This is a genomic window from Streptomyces solitudinis (assembly GCF_036323765.1).
GTDB lineage: Bacteria > Actinomycetota > Actinomycetes > Streptomycetales > Streptomycetaceae > Streptomyces.
In genome coordinates this window covers 661,674-687,799 of record NZ_JAZDCW010000003.1, presented here as the reverse complement: position 1 = coordinate 687,799, position 26,126 = coordinate 661,674, and the positions used below count along the sequence as shown (strand labels likewise).

The following is a 26,126-nucleotide window of genomic DNA, read 5'->3' as shown; positions in this document are numbered from 1 at the left end:
GGCCGGTCCGTTCCCCGCGGACCGGGCCGCCGTGTCACGGTGCCGTGGCCGTCGCGGCGGGCAGGCGCTGCTCGGCGGCGGCCAGCAGCTCGGTGACGCGCAGCGCGAACGCGGCGTCGCAGGGGTGCGGCTCGCCGGAGAGCAGCGCGTCCACCGCGCGGGCGTAGGCGGCGTGGGCGGGCTCGTCCCGCTCGGGCACCGCCACGACCCCGGCGGCGCCGCGCAGCTCGGCGACGACACCGGCGGCGGCCGGCGGCACGGAGTGGCTGACCGTGACGCTGCTGGAGGCTCCGCCCGCATGCCGCAGGAGCAGGTGGACGGTGTCCCCCGGCCCCCGGGCGGCGGTGACGTCCTCGGGGGCGACGTCCCCGAGGACGGGCAGCAGCAGCGACAGGGCGTGCGGGCCGACGTCCCACAGCGCGCCCTTCTCGCGGCGCCAGGGCGAGGCCGTGTAGGGGCTGTCGGCGCCGCCGAAGACGGGCGAGTACCAGTCGGCCCGGCCGGTCACCCAGCCCCCGGCGGCGGACTGCTCGGCGATCCAGCGGGCGGAGGACTCCGCGAAGCGCAGGGTGAAGAAGACCACCGAGCGCACCCCGCTGCGCGCGGCGGCCTCGGCCACCGCGCGGGCGCCCGGCACCGTCGTCGCCAGCGGCTTGTCCAGCAGCAGGTGGCGGCCTGCCTCGGCGGCCCGGACCGCGAGCGGGGCCTGCACGTCGGGCGGCAGGGCGACGGCCACGGCGTCGCAGTCGGCCAAAAGCGCGTCCACGTCGGCGTACCCCGGGCAGCCGTAGCGCTCGGTGAGCGCGGCGACGGCCTCGGGGCGGCGGCCCCACACCCCGGCCAGTTCGGCGCCCGGGTGCCCGGCGAGGGCCCGGGCGTGGGTGTGCGCGGCCCAGTGACCGGTGCCCAGCAGGCCGATCCTCACGCGGGCACCCCCTGGTCCCGGGCGTCCTCCTGGTGGGCGGCGTACGCCTGCCGGTCCATCTCCCCGACGTGGACGGAGACGTCAAGCCGCCGTCCGGGGGCGGCGTGCAGCCGGGTCCGGGCCATCTCGCACACGGCGCGGGCCAGCTCCGTCTTGGCCTCCTGGGTGCGGCCCGAGTGGACGGCCACCTCGATGTGGATCATGTCCACGCGCTCCTCGCCCTCCGCGATCACGCACTCCTCGATGCGCCGGAAGCGCGTCTTGCACGCGGCGACCGAGGCGCCGATGGTCTGCTCGGTGACCGTGTGCAGGGCGAGGGCGAAGGCGTGGCGGTCGAACGCGGCGGCCAGTGGCGCCGCGTAGTCGACGGTGATCTGCGGCACGGTGGGTTCCTCCTGGTCGGTACGCGGGGTGACGCGGGGTGATCGGCGCCCGGGGCGGGGCCCAGCCTATGCCGGTACCCGCCCGCGCCTCCTCCAGTCCGGCGCGGGGCGCCGGTGCGACCCGGTTCACAGCCGCTTCACAGCCGCTTCACAGCCGGTGCACGGCCGGTGCACGGCCGGTGGTCCGCGGAGGCCCGCGGGTCGTGGGGGCGCGGGACGGGGTGCGCGCCGCACGGCGCCTGCCTCCGCGGCGGGCAGGCGCCGTCCGGCGCGGCGGGTTCAGGCGGAGTTGCGGCCGTGGCGCCGGGCCAGGGCTCCCAGGCCGGTGTCCACGGCCAGGAACGCCAGCAGGCTGAGGCCGAGCAGCGGCACGAACCAGCCCGCCAGCGCCGCGGCGGCCAGCAGCGGCAGCAGCACGCGCGGCGGCGTCCGGGGCAGTCCGCCGCGCGGGTACGGGCGGCCGACGGCATACCGGGGGGCCTGGCCGGACCGCCGGTTCCACCACATCGCGTAGCCCCACAGGATGAGCACGACGAGCCCGGCCGCGACGGCGAACAGCGCGATCTGGTTGGCGAGGCCGAACAGCTTGCCGTCGTGCAGGCTGATGCCCCAGGAGGTGAGCTTGGCCAGCAGCGGGTAGTCGGCGAAGTCGAGCCGTCCGGTGACCTCACCGCTGGTGGCGTCCACGGCCACCTGGTCCATGCGCTGCGGCACCTGGGCGTCCGTCTGCTTGACGACGTACGCGGCCGGTCCCGCTCCGTCCGGCGCGGGCACGGTGATCGCGACGGGCCCGGTCAGGCCCTCCTGCGTCCTGGCGGTCGTCAGGACGTGCTCCAGGCTGACGTGTTCCCGCACGCCGGACGTGTCGTGGCCGGAGGTGCCGCCTCCGTCTCCGGCGTGGCCTTCGTGCCCGGCGTGCTCGCCGCCGCCGATGTGAATCGAAGGCGTGGTGCCGCCGAGCTGCGACCTGAGGTCCCCGACGTTCCCGCCCGCCAGTTGCGACCAGGTCAGGCCGGTCGCGGAGAGGACGAGCAGACCGAGCGCGACCCACACACCGACGGTGCCGTGCACGGCCAGGGTGCGGCGGCGGCCCTTCGTGCCGCGCAGCTTCCGGGCGGCACGGCGGCGGGTGAGCCACAGGGCGAGGCCGCCGAGCACGACGGCCCACAGCCAGCTCGCGGCCAGCTCGCTGTAGAAGCGGCCCGGGTCGCCCAGGCCGAGCCCGGCGTGGAACTCCGAGATCCAGGCGCGGAACGGGAGCGCACCGCTGCTGCCGTAGCTGGCCAGGTCTCCGGTGACGTCGGCGGTGTGGGGGTCGACGAAGACGGCGAGGGCGCGGCCCTCCGGCGCGGTGGGGTGGTCCATGAGGACGCGGGTCGTGGCGCCGGGTCCGGCGGACGGCCACACCGCGGTCAGGGTGCCCTGCGGGTAGGCGTCCAGGGCGGCGTCCACCTGCTGGTCCAGCGGCAGGACGGTCCCCCCTCCGGGGACGTACAGCTCGTCGGCGTAGACGACGCGCTCGATCTGGTAGGACGCCGCGTACAGGCCCCCCGTGACCGCGGCGACCAGCAGGAAGGGGGCGACGAGGAGACCGGCGTAGAAGTGCAGGCGCAGGACGACGGGGCGCAGGGCGGACCAGGCGGACGGGCGCGGGGCCGGTGGCCGGGCCGGTGCCGCGCCGGGGGCGGGCTTCTGGGCAGGGGTGTCGACGGACATGGGCGAGGTGCTCCTCCGGGGTAGGGGGTCGCGCACGGGGACGGTGCGCCGGGAGGGGCGGTGGCGGGGCGGGTCGAGCCGGTACTCCGGGGGCCGGGGTCGCTGATTCCGGTGTCCCCGGAGGCCCGGATTCACGGAATCATGACATGATCACGCCCGTATCTGACCGGTCCTGAACGATGTTTGTCACAGCACCGCCCGGGACTGTCCGGACTTTGGACTTCGGCTCCGGACTCCGGGCACAAGCGGGCGAGTTCACCCCGGCCTGCCTCCGGACGCGCCCTCCGGAGGGGGACCGGGCGTCCTCCCGGGGAGGCCCGCGGAGCAGCCGCCGGCGGGCGGCCGGACGCCGTCCGCCAGTGACCATCGCCCACGTCGCTCGTTCAGCGATACGTGGCCCTGAAGGATGCGACCTCCCCCCATCAGTCCCCCTCCGCCGGTCCCGTGGACGTCGAGCGGGCCGAGGCGGCACTGGTCGAGCACTACCCCCGGCTGGTACGGCTCGGTTACCTGCTGCTGCCGCCCTCGCTCGGCCGGCACCGGCGCGCGCTGACCGCCCACGCGCTCGCCCAGCGGGCGCTCCCGCGCGGGCGGGCCGCGAAGGAGGAACCGCCCCTGCCCCGGCAGCGCACCACCGATCCCCACTACGCGTACCTGCGGCTGAGGGTCGTGCGCGGCGCCCTGGCCGCGCCGCGCCCGCCCCGCCTCGGCGGCCGGGAACTGGGCTGGGTGCCCCGGCCCCGGCCGCTGCTGCCGCAGGTGGCGGGTCTGCGCCTGTTCCCCCGGTCCGGCGGCGCCGACGAGGTGGCGCTCGAACAGGCGCTGGGAGCCGTCGGCGGGCCCGGGCGCGCCGCGTTCGTCCTGCGCGGCCTGGAACGGATGGCCGACCCCGACGTGGTGCGGCTGCTGGAGGCCGCCGGCGTCGCGGAGCCGCAGGCCGCGCTCGCCGAGGCGGACGGGGTGGCCACGCCCCCCGGCAGCCGGGACCGCGTGCTGCTGGAGTCGCCCGAGTTCGACGCCTGCTCGCTCCAGGCCCGCCCCACGGACCTGATGCGCCGCCGCCAGCACGCCCGCGCGGCGCTGGCCGCGCTCGCCGCCGCGGTGGTGTGCGGCGTGCTGCTGGGCCTGCCCGGCGACACCTGGGGGCGGGAGGGCGCCGCCGCCCCGGCCTACGCGCAGAACCCCGCGGCCGAACGGGCCCTGGACCCGGCCAAGCTCGTGCGCGTCGCGGAGGCGGCGTGGAAGGACTCCGCCCGCACCGACTTCTCGGTGTGGCCCGCGCGGGGTTCGCTCGCCGGTGACGAGGCGCTGCTGCGCCGGGCGCTGGCGGTGTGGGCCCGGCCCGGCGGCCAGGTGAACGTGACCGCGACGCCGGGCACGCAGGCCGGTCCCGCGGCCGGGCCCCCGCAGCTGCTGTACGCGGGCGTGGTGGACGCCGCCTCCGTGGTGCTGCTGTACGACGGGCTGCGCATCGTGCGCTACGCCGAGCCGCAGGGCGGCACCAAGGGGCCGGTGGGGCTGGACTTCGCGCGGGCGGACGCGGCCGGTGCCGAGTCCGCCAGTGCGGTGCTGCTGACCCGCAGCGACGGCAACGCCCGTTATCTGACGGCCCCCTGGGTCACGGAGCTGGCGACCGTGGACCTGCTCAGGGCGGAGGACGCCGGCGGCCCCGTGGAGCGCCGCGAGGACGGCGTCACCCAGCCGGTGACCAGCCCGCCGCTGGGGCGGTCGGAGTGCGCCGTCTGGCCCGCGCTGCGGGTAGCCGCGCACGGCAGGGAGACGCCCTATCTGCTGACGGACCTCGGCGAGATCACCCCGGCCCTGCTCACCCAGGGCAGGCCGGGGTCGGGCCCGAAGGACCCGCTCACCCCGGGCGGACGCGAGGCGCTGGCCCGCTCCGCCTGCCACCTGGCGACGGTGGCCGGGGGCGGGGTGCGCTCGGTGAACACCTGGGCGTTCGCCTCCCAGGAGCTGCCGGAGGGGGACGGGTCCGCGCGCTGGGTGTGCACCCGCACGGAGACGTGGCGCGGTCCGGGCACCCGGGCGCTCGTCCAGTTCCAGGCGCCGCCCACCGCGGGGCAGCGTGCGGCCGCCGAGGGGGCCGCGACGCCGGGCGCGGTGGCCGCCATGGCCGAGGACGATCCGGCCTGCGGACCGCGCGACCCCCGGGTCCTCAGCGGCGTGCTGTGGAAGTCGGCGGCGGGCACCTGGTACGTGCTGGCCGCCGGGAGCAGCCAGGTCACGTCCGTCACCGCGACCGGGGACGTGTCGGCCGAGGCGCAGGGGCGGACGCTGGCCGCCGAGGCGCACGAGGGCGCCAAGGCGGAGCTGACGGCCACCCTCGCCGACGGCGGGACGCTTGAACCCCTCGCGTGAGTGAGGCGCGTGACGTCCGCCGCGGCGCCCGGTGCCGCGGCGGACGTCACGCGCCGGGTGGCCGCAGCCCCCTGGTGCGCCCGGATACCGGTCAGTACATTGACGCCATGTCTAACAACGTCGGCGTTCCCCGACTCCGCACAGTCCTGCTCGCCGCCGGTGCGGCGGCGCTGACGGCCAGGCACCTGGCGAAGCGCCGCGACCGGCGGGCCCCGGGCCCGTCCGCCCCCGCCGCCGTCCCCGGTACCCCTGCTGGCTGCGGCGCTGGTTCCGATGCCGCCGGGAACCGGCAGGCCACGATGGTGCTGACCGTCGCCGAGCGCACGGAGATCGCCGACGGCGTGGTGCAGCTGCGGCTGTCCGGCGGGTACGGCGCGGACCTGCCCGCCTGGGAGCCGGGCGCGCACCTCGACCTCGTCCTGCCGTCCGGGCTGGTCCGCCAGTACTCGCTGTGCGGCGAGCCCGCCGAGATCGACTCGTACACCATCGCCGCCCGGCTGGCGGAGAACAGCCGCGGCGGCTCCCGCGAGGTGCACGAACAGCTGTGGGAGGCCACCGAGGTCGAGGTGCGCGGCCCGCGCAACCGGTTTCCGCTGGTCGAGGCGCCGGAGTACCTGTTCGTCGCGGGCGGCATCGGCGTCACGCCACTGCTGCCCATGCTCCGCGCCGCACGCTCGGCCGGCGTGCCGTGGCGGCTGGTCTACGGCGGCCGGAGCCGGGCGTCCATGCCGTTCCTCGCGGAGATCGCCGCGCTCGGCGGCCCGGACCGGGTCACCGTCGTGCCCGAGGACGAGTCCGGGCTGCCCGACCTCGCCGGGGCGCTGGCCGCCACCGGGCCCAAGGCGGCCGTCTACTGCTGCGGCCCCGACGGCCTCATGGACGCCGTCACCGCGCTGTGCGAGGAGCGCCCGCCGGGCGGCGGGCTGCACCTGGAGCGTTTCACGCCGTCCGCGCCCCGGGCGGCGGACGGGAGCGGTGACCACGCCTTCGAGGTGGAGCTGCGGCGCAGCGGTCACGTCGTGCGGGTCGGTCCCGGGGTGTCCGTCCTGGCCGCGATCCGCGAGCAGGCGCTGCCCGCCCTGCCGTACTCCTGCGAACAGGGCTACTGCGGCACCTGCCAGCAGCGGGTGCTGGCCGGGGAGATCGACCACCGCGACGAACTGCTGACCGACTCCGAGCGTGACGACTCCCTGCTGATCTGCGTCTCCCGGGCGCGCGGCGAGCGGCTGGCCCTGGACCTGTAGGTCTCGTCCGGCCGCCGGGGCACGGGCGCTCGTTAGGGTGGCCCCATGACGACCGGGGTGCGCCGCAGGATGGGTGTGGAGGAGCGACGGCGGCAACTGATCGCCGTCGCACTGGAACTGTTCAGCCAGCGCTCCCCCGACGAGGTGTCCATAGACGACATCGCCTCGGCGGCCGGGATCTCCCGGCCGCTCGTCTACCACTACTTCCCCGGCAAGAACAGCCTGTACGAGGCCGCGGTGCGGATCGCCGCCGAGGAGCTGGCCGGACGGTTCGCGGAGCCCCGCGGGGGGCCGCTCGGGGCGCGGCTGCTGCGCGTCATGCGGCGGTACTTCGACTTCGTCTCCGAGCACGGCCCCGGCTTCGCCGCGCTGCTGCGCGGCGGTTCGGCGGTGGGCTCCCCGCAGGCGGACGCCATGATCGACCACGTGCGCCAGCGGGCCTACGCGGAACTGCTCGTCCACCTGGACGTCGAGACGCCGGGGCCGCGCCTGGCGCTGGTCATCCGCTCCTGGGTGGGCCTGGCCGAGACGACGGCGCTGACCTGGCTGGACGGCCGCACCCTGCCGCGCGAGGAGCTGGAACTCCAGCTCGTGCACGCGTTCCTGGCGCTGGCCGCCGTGACGGCGGCGACGGACGCGGAGACGGCCGGCGTCGTGCGGGCCGTCCTCGACCAGGAGCCCCCCGACGGCCCGTTCGCCCAGCTGGCAGCCTCCCTCGACACCCTGCTGCCACGGGACGGCCAGTACCGCTGAGGCTCCCCGGTACCCCTAGGAGCCCATCGGCACGCGCAGCAGCTGTCCGGCGTGGATGACGTCGGGGTCGTCGATCTGCGGGTTGGCCCGCACGATCCGCTGGTGGAGGTTCGGATCGCCGTAGTGGAGCGTGGAGATGGCCGAGAGCGTCTCGCCGGCGGCGACGGTGTGCTCGCGGTAGCCGACGTATCCGGGGACGATGCGCGGGCCGTAGATGACGGAGACGGTGACGAGGTCGATCTCGCTGCCGTCCCTGGCACTGGTGCCGAAGACCTGCACGTACAGCCGGTCCCGGCTGAAAGCGGCACCGGCGACGTCGATCTGGAGCTGGAAGGGTCCGTGCTCGCCCGCGCCGCCGCCGGCCGTGAAGCTGCCGGTCACCTCGTCGTGGCCGTCTCCGATCCGGTAGTTCAGTGTGGCCTCGAAGCCGTGGCCGACGCCCGCCACCAGGACCGGGTCGCCCACCAGGTCGAACTCGCGGGGCTGGTCTATGCGATTGGTCATGGGAAACCTCCCGGTTGCACGGGTGTGCGATGCGCGTTCACCGTCATCACACGCTCTGTCGTAAGGCAAACGCCACCGGAGACTTTCGGCCACGGCCCGTCCGCCCGGCGCGCCCCCTACCCCGCGGGCTCCGCCGTGCAGGGGCGACCGCGGCAGACGTCCACGATCCAGCCCGTGGTGAGGAACCAGGCCATCTGGCGGCGGGCGGCCGGGTCGCGCCGGGGGTCGCCGTGCGGGTCGCGGCCCTCGGTCGGCGGGGTGTTGGTGAGCGGCTGGTACGGGCTGCCGCTGTCCCACACGACCAGGCCCGGGCCCCGGTCCAGCGGCCGCAGCGGCCGGATGCCCCAGTACGGTTCCTCGTCCGGGTTGCGGCCGGGCGCGGTGGCCGGGACGTGCACGCGGGCACCGATCGTGCGGGCCTGCACCTCGGCGGCCGTGGGCGAGACCTGGTGGTCCCCGAACGCGACGTGCATGAGCACCTGGTGGCGCGGCGTGCCGGGCAGCGGGTCGTCCGTCATGTGGTGGGCGTAGCCGTTCGCCTCGCCCCGGTCCCACAGCATCTGCATGAGCGCCAGCCCGAGCTGCTGGTCCAGCGCGTCCGGGTAGGCGGCGTCCAGCAGCGGCTGGAACGGGGCGAAGGCGCTGCTGCGCTGGAGCAGCGTGCTGTAGTTCATGGCGGGGACGCCGAGGACCGCGCGCCGCACCTCGGTGGAGACGGCGGTGAGCATCCCGCCCATGATGCCGCCCTGGCTGTTGCCGTAGTAGACGAGCCCGTCGCGCCGGTCGATGACGGAGCGGCCCCGCGCGCCCCGGAACGCGGGGTCGGCGGACAGCCCGTCCGGGTGCGTCATGAGCCGTCCGAGCCACAGCCCGTTCAGCACGCCCTGCTGGAGGCGGTCGGGGATGGTGTGGAAGCCGCTCAGGTCGCCGAACGTGCGGACGACGTGGGGGACGTCCTCCTCCGCCATGCCCTGCCACCGCGTCGCGCAGAGCACGATGTTGTACCGGCCCGCGAAACCGGTGACGGAGGACGAGCCGACCTCGCTCTCCCGGCCGAGCAGCCCGTGCCCGTACAGGCCCGGTGTGCCCGGACGGCTCAGCGCCGGGCGCGGGATCGCGCACTGGAAGACGGCCGCCTGGTGGTTGCCCGGGGCCCGTTCGGGCAGGCCGTCGGCGCCGTAGCGCAGCCCCGAACCCGGCGGGCCGCCCGGCTGGTCCAGGTAGGAGGGGACGTGGAGGGTGCCGCGCACCGTGCGGGCGACCGGGTCGCCGGCCGCGTGCTCGGTGACGCCGGTGACGGTGAACTGCGGCACGCCGTCGCCGAGGGCGCGGAAGGAGTCGTCGCGCATCCGCAGCATCCGCTCGCTCAGGGAGCGTTCGCTGGCGACGGTGAAGTCCCACGCGAGGTGGAGGCCGCGCGGGGAGACGCCGTGCCGCGCCAGGGCGCGCAGCACCGGGCGCAGCCGCCGCTGCCGCTCGTGCAGGGCGTGGCCCTCGGGCAGCCGCTCCCCCGCGACCGCGCGGAACGCCGGGCCCGGCGCGATGCGCCGCCCGTCGCCGTCCCGCAGGCCGCGCAGGGCGACGGCGTACCGGTGGCCCTCCGCCAGGTTCCGCGCCGGCCGGACGATGAGGGCCCGGCGCCGGGGGTCGGCGGCCCTCGCGTCCAGCTCCGCCCAGTAGGGGTGCCGCTCACCGGTGTCCAGGTCGAGCAGCACGATGGGGGCGTCCCTGTGCAGCGACGCCCCGATGTCGGTGACCGGCGCGGCGCCGCTCCGGGCGAGGTCCAGCCCGGGGACCTGTGCCAGTACCGTCGAGCCGGGGGAGAAGCCGTCGCTGCGGTTCCACTGGGCCGGGTCGATGGGCGTGCCCGAGGTGTCCGCGGGCAGCGTGCGCGCCCCGAAGGCGATCCGCCGTCCGGTGTCCGTGGCCGGGTCGGCGACGGTGTGCCAGTCGTTGGGGAACGGCAGCAGGCAGGCCGCCGGGTCCAGCGGGTCGCAGCCCCGCTCCGTCTCCAGCGGCGCGCGCGGCGGCACGGGCGGCGCCGCCGCGACGGGCGGGAGCAGCCCCGTCCCCAGTACGAGCCCCGCCACCGCAGCCGTCACCCTGGCACGCCACATGCGCCCCTTGTCCCGCGCGGGCGGCGGCCTGTCAACGGCGCTCGCGCCCGTCCGCGGCACCCGGGGGCGCGGCCCGCGCCCCCGGGTGCCGGGGACGCGGGCCGCGTGGGGCGGGTGGTGCTACGCCTGCGTGAAGACGGCGACCGTGCGGGCCGGGACGGTGAAGGTCCCGGTCCTCCCGTCGTGCGCGGCGGCCTTCACCGCCTCGTCGGAGCCCTTCGCCTGGGCGTCGTGCAGGCGGTAGCGGTCACCGGTGGTCGCGGTGAGCCGCTGGCCCTGCTCCTGGGGGGTTGCGTTGAAGACCACGACGAGGCCGCCGAGCCGCATCGTGATGACGCCGGGCGTCTCGTCCGGGCCGGACAGGGGGAAGGACAGTTCGCGCTGCACCTCCTCGGTGCTCGCCAGGGAGAAGGCGTCCTCCGTCGAGCGGATGCGCAGGAGGTCGCGGTAGGCGGCGGACGCACCGGTGATCTCGGCGCAGCCGGGCGTCGCGGACGGTTCGGTCAGCAGCGGGGCGGCGTAGGGCCACTTGTCCTCGTTGTCCCAGGCCGGGGGCAGGCCGCGGCCGAAGCCGTTGCCGTCGCCGCAGTCCCAGTGGATCGCGTTGTACCAGTCGCCGGAGTCGTAGCTGTTGCGGTCCAGCGACTTCGACCGCAGCAGGTCCGTCCCGGCCTGGCTGAGGGACGGCCCCTGGGAGAGGACGGCCGTGGCCATGGCCAGGACCTGCATGCGGGCCCGGTCGGCGGGCGCGGTGCCGGCGGGGAGCTTGTACGTCAGCGCGTCGTAGAGGGTCTCGTTGTCGTGGGCGTCGGCGTAGGCCAGGGCGTCGCCGGGGTCGGCGGCGTACCCGGCCGGGGCGCCGTTGTAGTCGACCTCGGCGCCGGTGACCGCGCGGCCCGCGCTGTCGGTGAACGCGTAGTCCGCGAGGTTGCCGGTCAGGCCCACCTTGATCAGGTCCTGGTAGTGCAGGAGCCGGGCCCGCTGCTCGGCCCCGGTGCCGTTGTCCGCCGAGCCGTTGGCGTCGGTGTGGAGGCCGGAGGCGAAGCCCTGCACGCCCGGGTCCTCGTCGAACGGGCCGCCGCCGCGCACCGCGTCGCGGGCCCGGTCGGAGAAGGTGGCGATGCCGGTTCCGGCCATGTTGGCCTGGGTGGCCTGGGTGAAGCGGGAGTCGTCGGCGACCTCGCCGAAGTTCCAGCCCTCCCCGTAGAGGATGATCCGGCTGCCGTCCACGCCGTCCTCCTCCAGCGTCAGGGCGTCCAGGGCCTTGCGGACGGCGAGGATGTTCTCCTTCGGGTGGTGGCCCATGAGGTCGAAGCGGAAGCCGTCCACCTTGTACTGCCGGGCCCAGGTGACGATCGAGTCCACCGTGAGCTTGCCCATCATCGTGTGCTCGGGCGCGGTGTTCGGGCAGCAGGTGGAGGTGGCGACGGTGCCGTCGTCCAGCAGCCGGTGGTAGTAGCCGGGCACGATGCGGTCGAGGACCGACTTCTCGTCCTGCCCGGACGCGTACGTGTGGTTGTAGACGACGTCCAGGACGACGCCGAGCCCGGCCCCGTTGAGGCTCTGCACCATCCGCCGGTACTCGCGGGTGCGGCCCGGTCCGTCCGGGTCGGTGGCGTAGGAGCCCTCGGGGACGGTGTAGTGCAGCGGGTCGTAGCCCCAGTTGTACGCGTCCGTGGCGCGCACCGCGCCGACGCAGGTCTGCTGGGCGTCGGAGGCGGCGGGCAGCGATGCCAGGTCGCAGTCGGGCCGGGCCTGGTCGCCGCGCCGCTCGGGGACGCTGGCGAGGTCGTAGGTGGGCAGCAGGTGGACGTGGGTGGTGCCCGCGTCCGCGAGTGCGCGCAGGTGCTTCGACCCGTCGCTGCCGCGGTCGGTGAAGGCCAGGTAGGTGCCCCGGTGGCCGGCCGTCCGGTCCGCGACGGAGAAGTCGCGCACGTGCAGTTCCTGGATCCGGGCGTCCCGCATCGGCACGGCTGCGGGTTTGCGGAGGCTCTCCCAGCCGCGCGGGGCGAGCCGGGGATCGTCCAGGTCGACGACGAGGCTGTGCTCGGAGTCGGTCGTCAGGGCCGTCGAGTAGGGGTCGGTGACCCGGTTGGTGACGACCTTCCGGACCGACGGCGCCCACACCGTCACCCGGAAGCGGTAGGGCTTGCCCGTCCAGCTCCGGTTGCCGCGGGCGCTCCACACGCCGGTGGCGTCGTCGCGGCGCATGCGCACGGTGCGTCCGTCCAGCTCCAGGGCGACGGAGCGGGCCGTCGGCGCCCACACCGACAGGGTGGGCCGCCCCTTGCGGTCGAAGACGGGGCCGAGGTCGGCGTGTGCCGCCTTCCGCCCGTACACGTCGTCCAGGACACCGGGGAGCTGCACGCCCGTCGCCGCCAGCAGGGCGCCGTTCGCGGCGCGCTGGGTGGCGACGACCTGGCCGCGCAGGGCCTCGCGCACCCGGTCGCGGTCGCGCGGGTCCACGGTGAAGGCGGCGTGGTCCTTCAGGTGCGGGTACCGCGTGCGCTGCTCGTCGGTGAGGCCGCCCGCCACCGGGGTGAGCCGCAGCCAGCGGCCCTCGCTGGTCAGCGTGCCGTCCCCGGCGAGGGCGATGCGGCCCTCGCGGTCGTGGAGGAGCTGGGCGCTGGTGGCCTCCGTCACGGGTACGTCCCAGGCGACGGTGTTCCGGTCGATCCACTGGGCCTCGGCGGTGGCCAGGTCCAGGCGGGGCGCGCTGCCGGTGGTGGGCAGCAGGTAGCCGGGGGTGCCGCTGAGCTTCCACGCCTCGCGGCCGTGCGAGGCGAAGACCAGCGACTGGTCGGCGGCCTCGTCCTTCTCGTCGCCGCGGTGGACGATGTAGCTCAGTGACGTGGCGCCCTCGGCGAGCGGCACCTCGTAGACGGCGCCGAACGCGTCGGTGGAGACGGGCCGGACGGGACTGGCCCAGTCGGTCGGCTCGGCGGCGCCGGTCCAGGTGTGCAGGCCCCAGCCGTCGTAGTCGCCGTCGGGGCGGTGGTAGTGGATGACGGCCGTGTCCGGGTCCTGCGGCGGGTAGACCCCTTGGGGGCGTTCGTGCGCGGTGCCGTCGTCGCCCTGCTCCACCCAGACCTCGCCGCTGCGGGCCAGGTCCAGGGTGCGTGCGCCGCCGTCGGCGGCGCCGTCGTGCTCGATGGTGAAGCGCAGCTCACCGGTGTTCTCCCCCGGCGCCAGCCAGGCGAAGGCGCCGTAGGCGTCGCGGCCGGTGAAGGGGGCGGTGCGGTCGCCGGATACGAGCCGGGCGGCGTCGTAGTCGCCGTCGGGGCGGTGGTAGTGGACGACGGCCCAGTCCCGTTCGAGGGCCGAGGGCACCTCGGGGGCGGGCGGGGTTCCGCTGCGGCTCTGCGCCAGCGCGGAGGCGGTACGGCCCGCGTGGTCCACGACGACGGCCTTGTACCGCAGCGGGGTGCCCGCCGGGACGTCGTCGCCGAGGTACTGGGTGACCTTGTACGGGGCGTGGTCGGCGGAACCGAGCGTCTGCCAGCGGCCGTCGCCCGTCTGGGCGGCGAAGACGACCCGGTTCAGCCCGCCGCCGTCCACCTCGGCGGACAGCTCGACGGTGCCGGTGGCGCCCTCGGCGGGCGCGGTGAGCGTGATCCGGGGACGGGCCGCGGGACGCCCGAGCGGCTCGGCTGCGCGGTAGACGGCGGCCGACAGCGCGGGCACCGTGATCTCCACGGCGCCCCGGGCGGTGGAGCGCACCGTCGCGTCGCCGCCGTGGAGCTGGCGGAACGCGGCGCGGGCGGTGCCGGTGGGGACGGTCACCGTGCGCGGCTGGCCGGCGTTGTTGAGGGCGACGACGTACTCGGTGGGCCGCTCGCCCGCGCTGAACCGGGAGAAGGCGTAGACGCCGGGGCCGTCGTCGGCGTACCGCTCGACCTGGGTGCCGTCGCGCAGCGCCGGGTGGCGCCGGGTCAGCTTGGAGAGGGCGGCGATGGAACGGTAGAGGGGGTGCCGCGTGTCGTAGGCGTCCTTCGCGTGGGTTCGGGCGGTGCCGATCTGGTCGTTCGCCGACTCGTCCAGGTAGTCGGGGGTGCGGGAGGCGAACAGGGTCTGCCGGGCGTCCTTGTCACCGCCCGCGCCGGTGAACCCCTGCTCGTCGCCGTAGTAGACGACGGGGTTGCCGCGGGTGAGGAACATCAGCTCGTTGGCCAGCGTCGCGCGGCGCAGCAGCTCGGCGTCACCGGCGTCCGGGTTGTCCTGGGTGACGAAGTGGCCGATGCGGCCCATGTCGTGGTTGCCGAGGAAGGTGACCTGTCCGTAGGCGTTGGAGCGGCCCGTGGTGTAGCGGTAGTCCTGGGCGAACAGGCCGGTCAGCCGGTCGGCGGACGTGCCGCGCGAGGCGAAGCCGCGGGCGGCGTCCTGGAACGGGAAGTCCAGGGTGGAGTCGAGCCTGCCCCGCGTCACGTACGGGGACGTCTGGGCCGGGTCGGCGGAGTAGACCTCACCGAACATGAAGAAGTCGTCGTTGCCGCGCCGGGCCGCGTACGCGTCCAGCGCGGTGGCCCACTGGGTCCAGAACTCCATGTTGACGTGCTTGACGGTGTCGATGCGGAAGCCGTCGATGCCGAAGTCGCGCACCCAGCGCTGGTAGATCCGCTCCATGCCGGTGACGACCTCGGGGCGCTCGGTCCACAGGTCGTCGAGGCCGGAGAAGTCGCCGTGGGTGCTGGACTCGCCCGCGAAGGTGGAGTCGCCCCGGTTGTGGTACATCGTCGGGTCGTTGAGCCAGGCGGGGACCTTGACGTCCTGCTCGGCGTCGTCCACGACGGGAGTGCGCGGGAAGGAGTCGCGGTCCACGGCGGGGAACCGCGCGTCCTTGGCGTTGTCCTTGCCGTTGCCGCCGCTCTTGCCCTTGCCGTTGTCCTTGCCGTCGCCCCGGGCCCCGGCCGTCGCACCCGCGTAGTCCGCGTCGTCGAAGGGCTTCCCGTCCTTGGTCACGTACGGGAAGGCGCCCTTGGAGAGGTAGGAGTGCGAGTCCTCCTCGTACCCGATGACGTCGGCGGTGTGGTTGGTGATGACGTCGAAGAAGACCTTCATGCCCCTGGCCTTGGCGGCCTTGATGAGCGTGCGCAGGTCCTCGTTGGTGCCGAAGTGCGGATCGATCTGCGTGAAGTCGGTGATCCAGTAACCGTGGTAACCGGCCGAGGCGTCGTCGCCCTCGCCCTGGACGGGCTTGTTCTTGAAGACCGGCGCCAGCCACAGGGCCGTGGTGCCCAGACCTTTGACGTAGTCCAGTTCGCGGGTGAGGCCCGCCAGGTCGCCGCCCTGGTAGAAGCCCTTGTCCGTCGGGTCGAACCCGGTGGTGAGCCGGTCGCCGTCCAGACCGCCCTCGTCGTTGCCGGTGTCCCCGTTCGCGAACCGGTCGGGCAGGACGAAGTAGAACTGCTCGCGGGTCAGCTCGTGCCGCGGCTCGGCGGCGGCGAGCTGCGCGTCGGACGGCGGCGGGGGCGCGGGCCGGGCTGCCGAGGCGGGCACGGCCGTGGAGATGAGCGTCGCCAGGAGCCCGGCCGCCAGTGCGGCGGCCGTTCCCCTGCGCGCGGAGGAACCGGTCACGGATCGCTCTCCTTGCAGGGCGGATGGGAGGTGCCGGGCCGTCCGGCCCGCCAGCGGGGACGGGACGGGCCGGACGGCCGGTTCGGTGCCGCGGGGCCCCGTGCGTCGTCTGACGCACGGGGCCCCGCGGTGGGTCAGGCGCGCCAGGTGTCGTTCAGCGTGACGCGGCCGCCGGCGGGGACGGTGAGGGTGCGGTTGCCTCCGCTCTCCCAGGTGACGCCGCCGTTCGCGTCCTTGCGGACGTACTTGTACGCGCAGGTCGTGCCCGCGGGCAGCTCCACGTCCAGCTTCCACACCGGGTAGGCGGCCGGGTCGAGCCGGGGCGCCCTGCCGGTGTTCCAGCCGCCGAGCGCGGCGCAGTCCCCGGCGACGTGGATGTTCTGGCCCGGGACGGTGGTGGCGTTGACGGCGAACGAGGCGCCGCCGGCCGGGTCACCGGGTTCGCCCGGGCCGGGGGTGCCGCCGCCCCCGCAGTCGCGGGCCCCCGCATGCAGGGCGAGGGCGGTGCCCGCGCCGAGCGTCGCGGTGAACCGGCCGGAGCCGTCCACCGTCACGCCCCGGCCGCTCTGCACGTCGCAGTACTGGCCGGCGGGCAGCGACGTCTGGAAGGTGCGGGTGAGCGCGGAACCCTCGTGGTTGAGGGCGACGTACGCCCGCGAGCCGCGCCCGAAGGCGATGGCGTCGTTGCCGTTGTCCCACCAGTTGGTGACGCCCTGGCCGCGCGCGCTGTTGCGGAAGCCGACCATCGAGGAGATCTCGCGCCAGGCGTGCTGGCACGACCAGCCGCCGCTGTAGCAGGCGTTCACCGTGCCGCCGTTGGGCGGCCCGGCGTCGTGGTCGGTGAACTCGTAGCCGGAGTGGACGTCCGGGGAGCCGTAGGGCCAGGCGAGCATGAAGACGTGCGCGAGGGTGTAGTCCGCGCCGTTCTTGTAGGTCAGGGTGTCCCCGACGCGCTCGGTGTCGTGGTTGGTGACGAACACCGCTGACTCGCCGCCGGGCATGTAGCCCCAGCTCTCGCCGAAGGCCCGGAGGTTGGCCAGGCGCTCGTTCTGGAAGGTCCGCTTGAGGTCGCGTGCGTAGCGGAACTCCTGGACGTCTCCGGTGCCGCGGTACTCGTCGGGCGAGACGGCCTCGCCCGCCCCGAAGATCGCCTCCTGCTTCCAGTAGACGCCGGGGTTGCTGAGCTTGGCCTTGATGGCCCGCAGGTCGTCGGCGGGCATGTGCTTGACGGCGTCCACCCGGAAGCCCGCGACGCCCATCGACAGCAGGTCGTTCAGGTAGTCCGCGATGCGCTGGCGGACGTACTCCTTGCTGGTGCGGAGGTCCGAGAGGCCGACGAGTTCGCAGTTCTGGACCTGGTAGCGGTTGCGGTAGTCGATGGAGCTGCTGCGGCAGTCGTTGAAGTCGCCGCTGCCGTAGGGCGCGGCCGGGTAGTCGTACTTGGTGTAGCGGGATCCGCCGGTGCCGGTGCCGGAGCCCGCCGACATGTGGTTGATGACGGCGTCCACGACGACGTTCACCCCCGCGGCGCGGCAGGTGTTCACCATGGACCGGAACTGGGCGCGGTTGCCGAGCCGGGAGGCGATCTTGTAGCTGACGGGCTGGTACGCCGTCCACCACTGTCCGCCCTGGATGTGTTCCTGCGGGGGCGACACCTGGACGTAGCCGTATCCGGCCGGGCCGAGGGTGTCGGTGCACGCGCGGGCGACCGAGTCGAAGGTCCAGGAGAACATCACCGCGGTGACGTCCTTGCCTCCTGGGGGTGCCGCCTGCGCCTGGGGTGCGGAGACGAGCGTGCCCGCCGTGCCCGCCACGAGGGCGAGCGCGGCGGCTGCGGACCGTGCGGCCGTGGTTCTGGGAGCCACGAATCCTCCTGCCTGAGGGGAGAAGACCGGTGCGGGTCTGCCTGCGCAGGGCAACGCGCCGCGCCCTTGAGGCAACTGATGGGGGGTACGGCTCCGGAAGGAACCGTTGCAACTGACTGAAAGAGAGTGGAAACTCTTCCGCTCCGAGACGGTAGAAGACCCCTACTCCCCGGTCAAGAGTTTGGACACACCCCGGAAATACTGGCGTTACCCGCTCGCAACCGGTGTTGCAAGAGCTTGCAGAGTGCTACGTTCTTGCCCGCTCCGGCCCGGCGGACCGGGGGACCCGGAAAGGGCCCCACGCGCCCGGCCCGCCGGGCCGGAAGCCCTGCCGCACCGGGCCCGCCGGGGCGCGCGTGACATAGACAGGGGGGTGCGGTGACGTCTGAAGGGGTGACCGAGTCGACGCGCGTCGGGCCGCCACGGCCCGCGCCCACCCCCGAGGAGTCACCCGTGACCCGCATCCGACGCCGCACCGCCCGCGCCGCCGCCACCGCGGCGGCCTCCGCCCTGCTGCTCGCCGGAGCCGGCACCGCCACGGCGACCGCCACCGCGTCCGGCACGGTGGCCGCCACCGCCGCGAGCGCCGCAAGCGGTGATGTCTCCGTGTTCGGCGGCCTCGAGGTGAAGGTCGTCCAGCCGTACGAGCCGGTGGACATCTCCGAGACGCTGCAGATGGGCCTGCTCCCCCAGGGCAAGCAGAACTACGTCGTCAGCCACCCCGACCGCTTCGCCGCCGGGGTGGAGTACGCCAAGGGCCTCGTCGGGGACGACATCCGGCCGGACAGCATGAGCCTCGGCGTCTCCTCCGAGAACGGGGAGGTCCGGCTGATCACCGGCGCCTGGCGCCTGGCCGAGGCCCCGCGCGAGATCCGCGTCACGTTCGGGGACGACGACTGGTCCTACCTCGCCCAGATCGTGCAGCTCCCCGGCAGCCCCGGCTGGGGCACGTACTACTTCGACGTCGAGCGCTGGGACCTGACCGAGACGTCCTTCACCGTCGAGGGCGTGGACGAGGACGGCGAGGTCTTCGACACCCTGGAGCACCAGCCCTGGCCGCAGGGCTGACCACCTCGCCGCACCGGCCGGGCGTTCGGGGGCGCCCGGCCGGTCCCGACGATCCATGGGACACGTGTGAAGAAAAGCGCGGAGGACGATTTCCGTTCGTTCGTCCACAGCCGCTGGTCGCGCCTGCTGCGCACCGCCTACCTGCTCACCGGCCACCACCAGGACGCGGAGGACCTGGTCCAGGCCGCCCTCGCCCGCGCCTACACCCGCTGGGAGAAGGTACGCCGCGCCCGTGACCCGGACGCCTACGTGTGGCGCATCCTGATCAACACCAACACCGACCGGCTCCGCCGCAACCGGATCAGCGAGTGGCTGACCCACTGGCTGCCCGAGCGCGCCACCTCCGACCGCGCGGACCAGGTCGTCGAGCGCAGCGTCCTGCTGGACGCCCTGCGCACGCTGCCCGTGCGGCAGCGCGCCACCGTCGTCCTGCGCTACCTGGAGGACCGCAGCGAAAGCGAGGTCGCCGAACTCCTCGGCACCGGCGTGGGCACCGTCCGCAGCCAGACGGCCCGCGCGCTGACCAGGCTGCGCGCCGAACTGCCCCGACTCACAGCGAGCGAACACGTATGACGAACCGCCCCCCGCACGACGAGCCCGCGGCGTCCGCGGCCCAGGCCGCCGCGCTGGCCGCCGCGCTGCGCCGCGAGGCGCAGGACGCGCGCACCGGACCGGCGCCGGTGGAGGAGGTCGTCCGCGCGGGCCGCGCGCGGCGCCGCCGGAACCGGGCGGCGGCCGGTGTCACCGCGGTGGCCGTCCTCGCGGCGCCCCTGCTCGTCTCCGCCTGGCCGACGCCCGGGGAACAGGTGCGGGCCGTCCCGGCCGCCCCCTCCCCCACCCCGTCCGCCTCCGGCGCCCGGCTGCACACGGTGGCCCCCTACGAACCGGTCGCCGTCGCGCCGGACCTGCGCCTCGGGCTGCTCCCCGAAGGCCGCCAGAACTACGTCCTGGTCTCCGCCGACGCCTTTGCCGCCTCGCTCGACGCCTCCCGCTCCGCACACATGGGCGACAGCATCCGCCCGCGCAGCATCAGCGGCGGCTACGCCGCGGACAGCGGCGCCGTCCTGTGGCTCTCCGGCGTCTGGCGGCTGCCCGAACCGCCCGCCCGCGTCGTGGTGACGGCCGCGGGCCGCGACCACCCGGCCGCCCTCCACACCCTCCCCGGCGACCCGGGCTGGGGCACCTACTTCCTCGACGCCCGCGCCCTGCCCCGCTTCACGTCCTACACCGTCACCGCCTACGACGCCTCCGGCCACCCCTTCGACACTCTCCACATCGACACCACCACCCCCGACGCCGGGTGAGTCTCCGGCTTCCGCCCAGCTGCACCCGCTCCCCGCGTCCCGTCCTGCTCGGCAGGCAGGGCCCGCGGAGGGCGGAGACCGGGGCAGTGGCGCCGCCCCCGCTGGGCGGGGGCGGGCCGGTCAGCGGTGGGGGGCCAGGGAGGTGGAGGCGCGAACGACGAGTTCGGGCTGGAAGACGAACTCCGTGTGCTGGACCGGGGTGCCGCCGATCTCCTCCAGCAGGGACTGCACCGCCGCCTGGGCCATCGCCCGCACCGGCTGGCGGACGGTGGTGAGCGGCGGATCGGTGAAGGCGATCAGCTCCGAGTCGTCGTAGCCGACCACCGAGACGTCCCCCGGCACGTCCAGGCCGCGCTGGCGTGCGGCGCGGACCACGCCGAGCGCCATCAGGTCGCTGCCGCAGACGATGCCGGTGCACCCGGCGTCCAGCAGGGCGCCCGCGGCGGCGTGCCCGCCCTCGACGGTGAACAGCGTGTGCTGGACGTGCCCCTGCACGTTCCCCTCGGCGACGGCGGCGGTGAAGCCCTCCGTCTTGCGCAGGGACGGGACGAACCGGGTCGGCCCGACGGCCAGCCCGATCCGCTCGTGCCCCAGGTCGGTCAGGTGCCGCACGGCCATCCGTGCCGCCGCCCGGTCGTCGGGTGAGACGAACGGGGCGCCGACCCGGTGGTTGTAGCCGTTGATGAGGACGAACGGCACGCCGCGCCCGGCCAGTCGCACGTACCGTCCGGGGTCGGCGGACAGATCGGCGTGCAGGCCCGACAGGAAGATGATCCCGGTGACACCGCGTTCGACGAGCTGGTCGACGAGTTCGTCCTCGGTGACGCCGCCGGGCATCTGGGTGCCCAGCACCGGGGTGTAGCCGTAACCGGCCAGGGCCTGCTCGATGACCTGCGCGAACGCCGGGAAGATCGGGTTCGTCAGCTCCGGGATGACCAGGCCCACCAGGCCCGCGCTGCGCTGCCGCAGCCGCACGGGCCGTTCGTAGCCGAGCACGTCGAGCGCGGCGAGCACCTTCTGCCGGGTGGCGGAGGCCACGCCCGCCTTGCCGTTGAGCACGCGGCTGACCGTCGCCTCGCTGACCTCCGCCTGGGCTGCGATGTCAGCGAGCCGGGCGGGCAGGGGCGCCGCGCCCGGCTCGGCCACACTCACACCGACCACCACACCGTCGTGCCGGCGGGGATGCCGTCGGTCCCGTCGCCCTCGTACGGGCCGGAGGCCAGCAGCACCCGGCCGGGGGACGCCGGCAGCGCGACGGGAACGCCGGTGGTGTTGACGGTGCAGGTGAACGCGCCGCGCCGGAACGCGAGCACCCCTTCGGGGGCGTCCAGCCACTCCACGGCGTCGCCCGCGCCGAGGTCGGCGTGCTCGCGGCGCAGCCGCAGCGCCGTGCGGTACAGCTCCAGCGTGGAGCCGGGGTCGCCGGTCTGGGCCTGCACGCTGAGTGCGCCCCAGCCCTCGGGCTGCGGGAGCCAGCTTCCGCCCTCGCCGAAGCCGAAGGAGGTGCCGGACGTCGTCCACGGGATCGGCACGCGGCAGCCGTCGCGCAGCCCGTCCTGGCCGTTGGACTTGAAGAACGACGGGTCCTGGCGCACGTCGTCGGGCAGGTCGGTGACCTCGGGGAGGCCCAGTTCCTCACCCTGGTAGACGTAGGCCGAGCCGGGCAGCGCCAGCATGAGCAGCGTCGCGGCGCGGGCGCGGGTGAGGCCGCCGCCGAGGCGGGTGGTGTGCCGGACGACGTCGTGGTTGGAGAGCACCCACGTCGTCGCGGCGCCGACGGGGCGCATGGAGTCCAGCGACTCGTCGATGACGCGGCGCAGCTCCGCCGACTCCCAGGGGGCGTTCAGGTAGTGGAAGTTGAACGCCTGGTGCAGTTCGTCGGGGCGCAGGTAGAGCGCGGTGCGGTCGGCGCTCGGCGTCCACGCCTCGGCGACGCCGATGCGGTCGCCGCCGTACTCCTCCAGGATCTGCCGCCAGGAGCGGTAGATCTCGTGGACGCCGTCCTGGTCGAAGAAGGGCAGGACCTGGCTGCCGAGCAGCTTGAGCTGCTCGCCGTGGCCCATGTCGGGCAGTCCCGGCGCCTTGACCATGCCGTGCGCGACGTCGATGCGGAAGCCGTCCACGCCCATGTCGAGCCAGAAGCGCAGCACGGTGCGGAACTCGTCCCTGACGGCGGGGTGGTCCCAGTTGAAGTCGGGCTGTTCGGGGGCGAACAGGTGCAGGTACCACTCGCCCGGGGTGCCGTCGGGGTTCTTGGTGCGCGTCCAGGCGGGGCCGCCGAAGATGGACTCCCAGTCGTTGGGCGGCTCGGCGCCGTCCGCGCCCTTGCCGGGGCGGAAGTGGTAGCGGTCCCGCACCGGCGAGCCGGGGCCCTCGCTCAGGGCGCGCTGGAACCACTCGTGCTGGTCGGAGGAGTGGTTGGGCACCAGGTCGACGATGACGCGCAGGCCCAGGCCGTGCGCGTCGCGGATGAGGGCGTCGGCGTCGTGCAGGTCGCCGAACATCGGGTCGATGGCCCGGTAGTCGGCGACGTCGTAGCCCGCGTCGGCCTGCGGGGAGGCGTAGAAGGGGCTGAGCCAGACGGCGTCCACCCCCAGTTCCGCGAGGTAGGGCAGCCGTCGGCGGATGCCGGGCAGATCGCCCATGCCGTCCCCGTTGCCGTCGGCGAAGGAGCGCGGGTAGACCTGGTAGATGACGGCGTCGCGCCACCAGCCGGGGCGGTCGCTCGTGGCGGCGGCCGTGCCGGTCGCAGATGCGGCGAGGTGCTGGGTCATGTCATCCCTGTAGGTGTCGTAACGAGCGTGAGCGGCCATGGCGGTCCCGCTCAGGACTTGACGGCTCCGGCGGTCATTCCGGAGATCAGGTAGCGCTGCGCGAACCCGAAGACGAGGGCGGCGGGCACCGCGATGAGCACGGCGGCGGCCGTCATGGAACCCCAGTCCTGGGTGTACTGGTTGACGAACGTCTGGAGGCCGCGGGCCAGCGTCAGCTTGTCCTCACCCGTCATGAAGGCGGAGGCGTAGGCGACCTCGGCCCAGGCGGTGACGAAGCTGTAGAAGCCGGTCACCGCGATGCCCGGCTTGGCCAGCGGCATGATCAGGCGCCAGAACGTGCCGAAGGGACTGAGTCCGTCCACCCGGCCGGACTCGTCGATGGAGATGGGGATGGTGTCGAAGAAGCCCTTCATCATCCAGGCGCAGAACGGCACGGCGATGGTGAGGTAGGTGACGACCAGGCCGACGGGCTGGTTGAGCAGCCCGAACTGGGCCATCAGATTGTACAGCGGCACGATCAGCACCGCGACCGGGAACATCTGCGTGACCAGCAGCGTCCACAGCAGCGGCCGCATGCCGGGGAACCGGAAGCGGCTGAGGGCGTACCCGGTGGTGGAGGAGACGAACACGCCGAGGACGACGGTCAGCAGCACCACGAGCACCGAGTTGCCGAACCAGGTGAGGAACGCCGTCCCGCCGAGCACGTGGCTGTAGTTGTCGAGCGTGAAGTTCCGCACCAGGTCGAAGGTGAACGCCTCGTGCTTCGGCTTGAAGGAGGTGACCAGGAGCCAGAAGGGCGGGAAGACGGCGATGAGGGCGGCCAGCAGCAGACCGGCGTGCAGGCCCGCCGAGGCGAGCGGGCCGCGCTCCCCGCGCCCGCGCGTGCGGGTCCCGCTCGCGGGCGGCCGGGCGGGCGGGGTGACGGGGACGGCCCGGGCCGGGGTGGCCGGGACGGGCGCCCCGCCGTCGGTACGGGCGGTGTGCGCGCCGCTGCCCGCGGCGCCGCCCGCGCCGGTGGCCCCGGCCGCGCCTCCCGGCCCTGCGGACGGCTGTGCGGCTGCGTGGTTCGACATGTCCGTCACCACACCTCTCCCTGCTTGCGGAGCGAACGGCGGTAGAACACCGCGAAGATCACCAGGAGCAGCAGGATGAGCACGCCCCAGGTGGCCGAACCCGCGAAGTCGCGCGGGCTGCGGACGAAGGCGAGGTTGAACGCCTCGGTGACCAGGATCTCGGAGGAGCCGTACGGGCCGCCCTGGGTGAGCAGGAAGATCACCGGGAACATGTTGAACGTCCAGATGGTGCTCAGCAGGATGACCGTGGAGCTGACCGCGCGGATGCTGGGCAGCGTCACGTTGGTGAAGCGCTGCCAGGGCCCGGCGCCGTCCATCTCGGCGGCCTCGTACAGCTCGCCGGGGATCGACTGGAGGGCGCCGAGGGTGGCGACGAGCATGAAGGGCACGCCGAGCCAGACGTTCACCGCGATGACGGCGAGCTTGGCCCAGGTGGGGTCCTCCAGCCAGTTGATCCCCTCGATGCCGCCGCCGGAGAGCACGTTGTTGAACACGCCGTCGCCGTTGAACAGCAGCCGCCAGGCGAAGATGGAGACGAAGGCGGGCACGCCCCAGGGCAGGATCAGCGCGATCCGGTAGGCGGTGCGGCCCCGCACCTTGCGGTTGAGCATGTTGGCCAGGGCGAGGCCGGTCACGAAGGTGAGGCTGACGCAGGCGACCGTCCACAGCACCGTCCAGCCCAGCCGGCCCCAGAAGACGTCGCCGGTGAGCACTTCGACGTAGTTGTCGAGGCCGACGAACTCGTAGCTGGCCTCGATGGTGCGCGCGCCGATGGTGCGTTCGACGTTGCGCTCGTCGGCGTCGGTGAGCGACAGGTAGATGCCGCGCACCAGCGGGAAGCCGATGATCACGCCGAGCACGAGCACGACCGGGGCGATCATCGTCCAGGCGTACCAGTGCTTGCTCAGGGCCCGCCGGAAGGGGCCGGGGGTCTTCTCGTCAGGCCCGCGGCGGCGGCCGCGGGCGGTGTTCCCACCGCCCGCGGCCGCCGTCACCGGCTGACTGGTCTCGACAGCCATGGTCGTTCGGTCAGCCTTTCCTCGTCACGTTCCGGAAGCGCGGGGCGCCCGCCCTGCTTCCCCTGCTTCCGTCACTTCCAGCCTTCGAGCAGGTCGCGGTACTGCTCGGCGGTGGTCTCCGCGGCCTTCTCGGGCGTGGCCGCGTCCTTGATCACCTTGGCCAGCTCCTGGTTGAGCGGGTCGAAGAGGGAGGCGGCCTGCGGAATCCAGGCGCGCTGGACGGCCTTGTCGACGGCGGGCTTGAAGAACTGGACCATCTGGTCGTCCTTGACCGACGGCTCCTCGTAGACGGAGGAGCGGGTCGGCAGCAGGCTCAGCTCCTCGGTGGTGCGCTGCTGCACCTCGGCCGAGGACATGTAGGCGGCGAACGCCTTGGCGGCGGCCATGTTCTCCGGCTCGGCGCCCGCGTAGACCGACAGGTTCCAGCCGCCCTGCGGGGCGCCCTGGCCCTGGCTGCCCGCCAGCACCGGGGCGACGCCCAGGTTGTCCGGGTTGTCCTTGAACTGCGCACCGGCGAGGGTGCCCTCGATCGCCCACGGGCCGTTGACCATCATGGCCACGTCGCCGTTGTTGAAGGCCCGCTCCTGGTTGGCGTAGCCGTCGGTGAGGTCGGTCTCGGCAACGCCGGAGTCCAGCAGGTCCTTGATCGTCTCGAAGGCGGCGACGCCGGCCGGCTCGTCGACGGTGACCTTCTCGGCCTCGGCGTCCAGCAGGTCGCCGCCCTCGCCGTAGATGTAGGGGAGGAACCAGTAGGAGTCGTCACCGCGCAGGTAGAGCGGGGTGGCGCCGCCCTTGTCCTTGATGGCGTCGGCCGAAGCCTTCAGCTCCTCGACGGAGGAGGGGACCTCCACGCCGGCCTCGGCGAGCAGTTCCTTGTTGTAGAAGAGGGCGAGGGTGTCGGTGACCTGCGGGAGCGCGTAGGTCTCGCCTTCGTACTGGGTGCTGCCCCACGCCTGCGGCAGGTAGTCGTCCTGGTCCTCGACGACGTCGCCGAGCGGCTCGATGAGCTGGAGGCTGGCGAAGTCGGCGACCCAGGCGACCTCGGTACGCATGACCTCGGGGGCCTCGCCCGCGTTGGCCGCGTTCTTGAACTTGTTCTGCGCGTCGTCGAAGCCGATGTTGACGTAGCGGACGTCGACCCCGGGGTGCTCCTTCTCGAAGTCCTCGGCGATCTTCTGGTAGACGCCCTTCTCGGCGTCGTTCGAGGTGTCCCAGAAGGTGACGGTGCCGGACAGCTCGCCCGAGCCGTTCTGCTGCGGCTCCTCGTCGCCGCCGCCTCCGCAAGCCGTTGCCGCAAGGGCGAGCGCCGCAACCAGTGCGGTGGTTCCTATGCCACGCCGCATGATGAAGTCCTCCAACAAGTGGTATGCCCGGAGCAGGGGACCCTGACCTTCCCCTCCGGGGGCCCGTGACGGGCCGCGGTGTCGCGGC

Annotated in this window: 18 protein-coding genes; 6 read left to right on the top strand and 12 right to left on the bottom strand. The window is 74.1% G+C overall.

Translation table 11 applies throughout. From position 1 onward, the window contains the following. Positions 1 to 34 precede the first annotated feature (34 nt). From V1J52_RS10535 to V1J52_RS10525, 3 genes are all read right to left on the bottom strand, one after another. Entirely contained in the window at positions 35 to 925 is an 891-nt protein-coding gene (locus V1J52_RS10535; protein WP_330139387.1) for a Gfo/Idh/MocA family protein, read from the bottom strand. Beyond that, positions 922 to 1,308: a 5-carboxymethyl-2-hydroxymuconate Delta-isomerase gene (locus V1J52_RS10530; RefSeq protein ID WP_330139386.1), complete on the bottom strand. Its 387-nt coding sequence runs from the start codon at positions 1,306 to 1,308 to the stop codon at positions 922 to 924. The genes V1J52_RS10535 and V1J52_RS10530 overlap by 4 nt, the downstream gene beginning before the upstream one ends. Before the next feature lie 279 nt (positions 1,309 to 1,587). Continuing rightward, positions 1,588 to 3,024: a PepSY-associated TM helix domain-containing protein gene (locus V1J52_RS10525; protein WP_330139385.1), complete on the bottom strand. Its 1,437-nt coding sequence runs from the start codon at positions 3,022 to 3,024 to the stop codon at positions 1,588 to 1,590. Positions 3,025 to 3,468: 444 nt separating this feature from the next. Here V1J52_RS10525 and V1J52_RS10520 point away from each other — a divergent pair, with 444 nt between their 5' ends. The 3 genes from V1J52_RS10520 to V1J52_RS10510 all read left to right on the top strand — a co-directional run bounded on the left by V1J52_RS10520 (position 3,469) and on the right by V1J52_RS10510 (position 7,397). Next, positions 3,469 to 5,400, top strand: coding sequence for a hypothetical protein (locus V1J52_RS10520; protein ID WP_330139384.1), 1,932 nt, complete (start codon positions 3,469 to 3,471; stop codon positions 5,398 to 5,400). Between the two features lie 107 nt (positions 5,401 to 5,507). After that, positions 5,508 to 6,644 carry a PDR/VanB family oxidoreductase gene (locus tag V1J52_RS10515; protein ID WP_330139383.1) on the top strand — a complete coding sequence of 379 codons (1,137 nt, stop codon included), beginning with the start codon at positions 5,508 to 5,510 and terminating at the stop codon, positions 6,642 to 6,644. A gap of 45 nt (positions 6,645 to 6,689) precedes the next feature. After that, positions 6,690 to 7,397 carry a TetR/AcrR family transcriptional regulator gene (locus V1J52_RS10510; RefSeq protein ID WP_330139382.1) on the top strand — a complete coding sequence of 236 codons (708 nt, stop codon included), beginning with the start codon at positions 6,690 to 6,692 and terminating at the stop codon, positions 7,395 to 7,397. Positions 7,398 to 7,412: 15 nt separating this feature from the next. Here V1J52_RS10510 and V1J52_RS10505 read toward each other — a convergent pair whose 3' ends face one another. From V1J52_RS10505 to V1J52_RS10490, 4 genes are all read right to left on the bottom strand, one after another. Beyond that, positions 7,413 to 7,901, bottom strand: coding sequence for a Gmad2 immunoglobulin-like domain-containing protein (locus V1J52_RS10505; protein ID WP_330139381.1), 489 nt, complete (start codon positions 7,899 to 7,901; stop codon positions 7,413 to 7,415). Between the two features lie 116 nt (positions 7,902 to 8,017). After that, positions 8,018 to 10,018 carry a hypothetical protein gene (locus tag V1J52_RS10500; RefSeq protein ID WP_443075792.1) on the bottom strand — a complete coding sequence of 667 codons (2,001 nt, stop codon included), beginning with the start codon at positions 10,016 to 10,018 and terminating at the stop codon, positions 8,018 to 8,020. 120 nt (positions 10,019 to 10,138) lie between these two features. After that, entirely contained in the window at positions 10,139 to 15,592 is a 5,454-nt protein-coding gene (pulA, locus tag V1J52_RS10495; protein WP_330139379.1) for a pullulanase-type alpha-1,6-glucosidase, read from the bottom strand. A gap of 134 nt (positions 15,593 to 15,726) precedes the next feature. Beyond that, positions 15,727 to 17,457: a carbohydrate-binding module family 20 domain-containing protein gene (locus V1J52_RS10490; protein WP_330139378.1), complete on the bottom strand. Its 1,731-nt coding sequence runs from the start codon at positions 17,455 to 17,457 to the stop codon at positions 15,727 to 15,729. A gap of 453 nt (positions 17,458 to 17,910) precedes the next feature. Here V1J52_RS10490 and V1J52_RS10485 point away from each other — a divergent pair, with 453 nt between their 5' ends. From V1J52_RS10485 to V1J52_RS10475, 3 genes are all read left to right on the top strand, one after another. Further along, positions 17,911 to 18,525, top strand: coding sequence for a hypothetical protein (locus V1J52_RS10485; protein WP_330139377.1), 615 nt, complete (start codon positions 17,911 to 17,913; stop codon positions 18,523 to 18,525). Between the two features lie 66 nt (positions 18,526 to 18,591). Beyond that, a complete protein-coding gene (locus tag V1J52_RS10480) occupies positions 18,592 to 19,098 on the top strand; it encodes a SigE family RNA polymerase sigma factor (protein ID WP_330139376.1) in 507 nt (168 codons plus the stop codon). Further along, the gene (locus V1J52_RS10475; RefSeq protein ID WP_330139375.1) at positions 19,095 to 19,829 is read left to right on the top strand and encodes a hypothetical protein; all 735 of its coding nucleotides are present in this window, start codon (positions 19,095 to 19,097) and stop codon (positions 19,827 to 19,829) included. Before V1J52_RS10480 ends, V1J52_RS10475 begins: the two co-directional genes overlap by 4 nt. Before the next feature lie 120 nt (positions 19,830 to 19,949). On the opposite strand, the gene V1J52_RS10470 is transcribed toward V1J52_RS10475, so the two are convergent. From V1J52_RS10470 to V1J52_RS10450, 5 genes are all read right to left on the bottom strand, one after another. Next, entirely contained in the window at positions 19,950 to 20,981 is a 1,032-nt protein-coding gene (locus V1J52_RS10470; protein ID WP_330139374.1) for a LacI family DNA-binding transcriptional regulator, read from the bottom strand. Continuing rightward, positions 20,978 to 22,603 carry a glycoside hydrolase family 13 protein gene (locus V1J52_RS10465; protein WP_330139373.1) on the bottom strand — a complete coding sequence of 542 codons (1,626 nt, stop codon included), beginning with the start codon at positions 22,601 to 22,603 and terminating at the stop codon, positions 20,978 to 20,980. The genes V1J52_RS10470 and V1J52_RS10465 overlap by 4 nt, the downstream gene beginning before the upstream one ends. 50 nt (positions 22,604 to 22,653) lie before the next feature. After that, the gene (locus V1J52_RS10460; protein WP_330139372.1) at positions 22,654 to 23,676 is read right to left on the bottom strand and encodes a sugar ABC transporter permease; all 1,023 of its coding nucleotides are present in this window, start codon (positions 23,674 to 23,676) and stop codon (positions 22,654 to 22,656) included. A gap of 5 nt (positions 23,677 to 23,681) precedes the next feature. Next, the gene (locus V1J52_RS10455; RefSeq protein WP_330139371.1) at positions 23,682 to 24,695 is read right to left on the bottom strand and encodes a carbohydrate ABC transporter permease; all 1,014 of its coding nucleotides are present in this window, start codon (positions 24,693 to 24,695) and stop codon (positions 23,682 to 23,684) included. 71 nt (positions 24,696 to 24,766) lie between these two features. After that, positions 24,767 to 26,038 carry an extracellular solute-binding protein gene (locus V1J52_RS10450; RefSeq protein ID WP_330139370.1) on the bottom strand — a complete coding sequence of 424 codons (1,272 nt, stop codon included), beginning with the start codon at positions 26,036 to 26,038 and terminating at the stop codon, positions 24,767 to 24,769. Positions 26,039 to 26,126: the final 88 nt, after the last annotated feature.

What these genes read in the sequence shown, in the direction of transcription:
- V1J52_RS10525 (WP_330139385.1), bottom strand. Translation starts at nt 3,024, where the DNA reads ATGTCCGTCGACACCCCTGCCCAGAAGCCCGCCCCCGGCGCGGCACCG.
- V1J52_RS10515 (WP_330139383.1), top strand. Translation starts at nt 5,508, where the DNA reads ATGTCTAACAACGTCGGCGTTCCCCGACTCCGCACAGTCCTGCTCGCC.
- V1J52_RS10510 (WP_330139382.1), top strand. Translation starts at nt 6,690, where the DNA reads ATGACGACCGGGGTGCGCCGCAGGATGGGTGTGGAGGAGCGACGGCGG.
- V1J52_RS10505 (WP_330139381.1), bottom strand. Translation starts at nt 7,901, where the DNA reads ATGACCAATCGCATAGACCAGCCCCGCGAGTTCGACCTGGTGGGCGAC.
- V1J52_RS10500 (WP_443075792.1), bottom strand. Translation starts at nt 10,018, where the DNA reads ATGTGGCGTGCCAGGGTGACGGCTGCGGTGGCGGGGCTCGTACTGGGG.
- V1J52_RS10475 (WP_330139375.1), top strand. Translation starts at nt 19,095, where the DNA reads ATGACGAACCGCCCCCCGCACGACGAGCCCGCGGCGTCCGCGGCCCAG.
- V1J52_RS10465 (WP_330139373.1), bottom strand. Translation starts at nt 22,603, where the DNA reads ATGACCCAGCACCTCGCCGCATCTGCGACCGGCACGGCCGCCGCCACG.
- V1J52_RS10460 (WP_330139372.1), bottom strand. Translation starts at nt 23,676, where the DNA reads ATGTCGAACCACGCAGCCGCACAGCCGTCCGCAGGGCCGGGAGGCGCG.
- V1J52_RS10455 (WP_330139371.1), bottom strand. Translation starts at nt 24,695, where the DNA reads ATGGCTGTCGAGACCAGTCAGCCGGTGACGGCGGCCGCGGGCGGTGGG.
- V1J52_RS10450 (WP_330139370.1), bottom strand. Translation starts at nt 26,038, where the DNA reads ATGCGGCGTGGCATAGGAACCACCGCACTGGTTGCGGCGCTCGCCCTT.